Raw genomic sequence first — 3,686 nt, forward strand, 5'->3', positions numbered from 1 at the left:
GGCCACATGCGACGAGGCAGGCACCGGCAACGCCATCTGCTCATCTATCCACGCGGCATATCCCTGCGTCATCAGATGCGCGACGTCGTCCGGCGTGGGGCCGAACGTGGCCTGCGTCAAAAAACGCGTGGCCTGTTGCCGCGTGAGCACGGTGTCTGCGTTCACCAAGGCTGCTTGCAACCTGCTGCCAGCCGTGCCACTGCCCGATTGCACAGCGCCCTCATTGGGTGGGCTACTGCCGCCACAAGCGCCCAACGGCGCCAAGGCACACCAGAGAATACCCATGCGCCAGTAGCGAGAAAAATGCGATGAAGAAGACAACATAGTCCGAACGGATCATGGCTTGATGCCTTTCAAGCCGAAATTGGTCAACAACGCGTCATCATCGGCATTTCAAGCGATTTTGTCGTGCGGATAACTGAGGCCTTTTGGTGGCTCTTACATCCGATTACCGCTGTCACTTTCCTCGCTGTCATGAGGGCGTCGCACTGCTTGAGCACACTGCAAATTTTGCTGATCAACGCAGGCGAGAGACATGGCACAAGGCACGATGGCGCCCCTACGGACCTCCACTTGGTTGGATGACCGTTTGATAGCGCGCCTGGCCATGATGGCCACATTGGCCTGGCTGATGATCTGGTGCTTCTGGTCCTGGGGCTACTGGGAAGACGACTCTTACATCCATCTGGCCTACGCACGCAGCGTTGCGCAAGGCCAGGGTTTTGTCTTCAATGGCGCACTGTCCAATGGCGATACGTCACCACTGTGGGTGCTGGCGCTGTCGCTTGCCGGTAGTCTGGCTCCTGCCTGGGTGCTGGGCGGCAAGGTGTTAAGCCTGCTCTGCATGGGGGGAGCCCTCTGGGCCTTCGCCCTGTTCTCCAGAAGGCTATTGCCAGCGGACATGCCAGGCAGCAGGACATCGGCCGCCTTGTTGCTGGCCATGATCTTCGTCAGCCCATTCACCTTGCATTGGGCCTATTCAGGCATGGAAGCCTTGATGGCGTCTGGCTGGGTCGTGCTGATGTCCATGAACCTCGCTGCCGGGCGGCCAAGCTGGCGCCAGACACTGCTGGCCTGCCTGCTGCTGGGCATGAGTCCCCTGTTGCGGCCGGAGTTCGTGCTCATGGCACCTGTTGCGATCCCGTTCCTGTGGCGACACACACGAGCGATCAGCCAGAACAATTCGTCGACGCAAGCCGCCGTCAAACTGCTGATCTGCGCACTGTTGCTGGTCGGCCCCTTGCTGCTGTGGTCTGCGTATGCACTGCAGGCGTTCGGCTACATCATGCCCAACACCAATGCGGCCAAGCGTGCAGCACCTGGTGTCATCGTGCCTTGGAGATTGCTGCAGTTAACGGGCATGGGCTTTCCCACCTTGCTGCTGGCGGGTGTGGGCCTGGGCTGGGCTGCCACACGGCCACGCCACAGCGGCACCACACTCGCCCCTCGGCCTGCGTGGCCTCTGCTGGCCTGGTGCGGTCTCGTATTGGCCTTCTATGTCTTGAACCATACCCATGTGCAAACACGCTACCTGCTGGTGTTGGGGCCTGGGCTGCTCATCGTTGCCTGGTCAACATTGATCAGACGTTGGGGCGCCGCCAGGGTCACACCTTGGCTTGTGTTGGGCATCCTCGGCTCAGGCACGATCAGCCTGCTGCTGCTCAAACCGCTGTGCGACAACAAGATCGCGCATGACCAGCGCGTTGAGGAACTGGCTTCCTTGATCCGTCAGAAGGTGCCACCACAGGCCCCTATCGCGGTGTACTCGATCGGTCAGATCGGCTTTCTGATTCCCAACCCGATTGTGGACACTGGCGGCATCACCCAGCCCAGCGCCACACCCTACTTGTTCGGCCCAAGCAGCGACATGGTTGCCTGGGCTCGCCGCCAAGGTGCGCGCTACTACATCTCAGGCGAGAAGCCCGAACCTGACGCTGTACTCGTGCATCACATGAGTGTGCCAGTTGGTGGCTGGTTCCTCAAACCCAGCGCCTACGCGGGCACGGAAGACATCAATCTCTGGCTACTGAGCGCCCGTTGAGCCAGCACATGCAACTGATTTTTTTCTGTCACCCGCCCTTCATGCAGTCACAGAGCATGCCGCGGTTTGCGCGAATGATTGGCGAGGCAATGAAGGAGCGAGGGCATCAGGTCGAGTACTGGGCACCACAAGGTCGCGTCCACAAGCTGCTGAGTGAAACCAGGCTGGCCTCTTTGACCTCTTTGGCCAAATGGGCGGGCTATATTGACCAATACATCCTCTTCCCCATTGAGGTCAAGCTGCGCCTTCTGCCCAGACGCCAAGCCAACACCTTGTATGTGTTTTGCGATCAGGCGCTCGGCCCCTGGGTGCCTCTGGTAGCACAACACCCGCATGTGGTGCACGCACATGATCTGCTCGCCTTGCGATCCGCCCTGGGCTTGATTGCCGAGAACCCCACATCATTCACTGGACAGCTCTATCAGCGCTATATCCGCAGGGGCTTTCGCCAGGCCAAGCGATTCATCAGTGTTTCCAAGCGAACCACGCGTGATCTGGCTCAGTTCGGCGGCGTTGCAGCACATGCGTCAGAGGTGGTCTACAACGGCCTGAACCAGGCCTATCAGCCAATGAGCACCCAGGCCGCCATCGACACACTTCGCCAGGCTGGCATACCAGCGGACGAGCGCGGGCACTTGCTCCATATCGGAGGCGGCCAGTGGTACAAGAACACAGCAGGCGTGATTCGACTGTATGCGCACTACGCCGCGCAGCACCCCAACCCGCTGCCCTTGTTGATGGTGAGCCCTTCGCCCCAATCGGTTGATGTGCAAGACGCGCTGGCTACCGTGCCAGCGCAAGGCTCCGTGAGCTTCAAGCAAGGCCTGGGCAATGAGGCCATACAAGCCGCATATTCACTGGCTCAGTTGTTCTTGTTTCCCAGCCTGGCAGAAGGCTTTGGCTGGCCCATCATCGAAGCGCAAGCATGCGGCTGCCCCGTCCTGACCACCGACGATGCGCCGATGAACGAAATCGGTGGACCAGCGGCCCGCTACCTGCCCTTATTGCAAGCTTCGATGAACATCGATCAATGGGCTCAGTCCGGCGCCACCATCATCGACGAGATGATCAACACGCAGGTGGCCAAAGACCCTGATCTCATCAAGCAACGCATTGAATGGGCTTCTCAATTCACACAAGAACGGGCCATCGAAGCTTACGAACGCATCTATCAATCCATTGTGGACAAGACCCCATAACAAGGGGTGACCATCACCCCTGCTGACGGAGCTCTTCCGCTTTCAACACGATCATGTACTCGTAAATCGCGCGCAAGATCGCATAGACGAAGCCGGCGCGCCCATCCAGAAAGCCACGCTTGCCGATGTACAGCCCCATGAACATGACCAAGGGGCGCATGGGCAATTGGTAGTACAAACCCTTTTGATGGCGACGTCGAACAGCAATATCTCGGGCAAATATGGCCTTTTTGAGACTGAGCTTTTCATGCGTATCCACGACGCTGACAATGTGCCTGGCCTCCTGGCTGCTATAGCCGTTGTGCTTGCTGAACCAATGGCTGATGCCCTTGCTGAATGGGTAGTGATCCAGATGCGCATCAAGTTCACCGATCTCGCCATCAATGTGCGTGACTGGATTGATCACACGTTCATAAGATACGAAAGCAGGCTTGAAGACGCGCACG

General features: G+C 58.8%; 2 protein-coding genes and 2 pseudogenes. 2 read left to right on the plus strand and 2 right to left on the minus strand.

Going from position 1 to position 3,686, the window contains the following annotated elements:
- Positions 1-324 (minus strand): annotated as a pseudogene (locus tag EPO09_RS10655) (hypothetical protein); the annotation flags it as partial.
- A gap of 211 nt (positions 325-535) precedes the next feature.
- Between EPO09_RS10655 and EPO09_RS10660 the strand changes: the two are divergent.
- Both EPO09_RS10660 and EPO09_RS10665 read left to right on the plus strand, forming a co-directional pair.
- Positions 536-2,041, plus strand: a complete 1,506-nt coding sequence (locus EPO09_RS10660) for a hypothetical protein (protein ID WP_290642906.1) — start codon at positions 536-538, stop codon at positions 2,039-2,041.
- 8 nt (positions 2,042-2,049) lie between these two features.
- On the plus strand, positions 2,050-3,240 hold the full coding sequence (locus EPO09_RS10665) for a glycosyltransferase (protein WP_290642908.1): 1,191 nt from the start codon (positions 2,050-2,052) through the stop codon (positions 3,238-3,240).
- A 13-nt stretch (positions 3,241-3,253) separates the two neighbouring features.
- On the opposite strand, the pseudogene EPO09_RS10670 reads toward EPO09_RS10665, so the two are convergent.
- A pseudogene (locus EPO09_RS10670) lies at positions 3,254-3,686 on the minus strand (glycosyltransferase family 2 protein); the annotation flags it as partial.

This window comes from Aquabacterium sp. (assembly GCF_004297345.1).
In the GTDB taxonomy this organism is placed as follows: Bacteria; Pseudomonadota; Gammaproteobacteria; order Burkholderiales; family Burkholderiaceae_C; genus Aquabacterium.

Excerpts from the sequence above, each read along its gene's own strand:
- EPO09_RS10660 (WP_290642906.1), top strand. The coding sequence starts at position 536 with ATGGCACAAGGCACGATGGCGCCCCTACGGACCTCCACTTGGTTGGAT.
- EPO09_RS10665 (WP_290642908.1), top strand. The coding sequence starts at position 2,050 with ATGCAACTGATTTTTTTCTGTCACCCGCCCTTCATGCAGTCACAGAGC.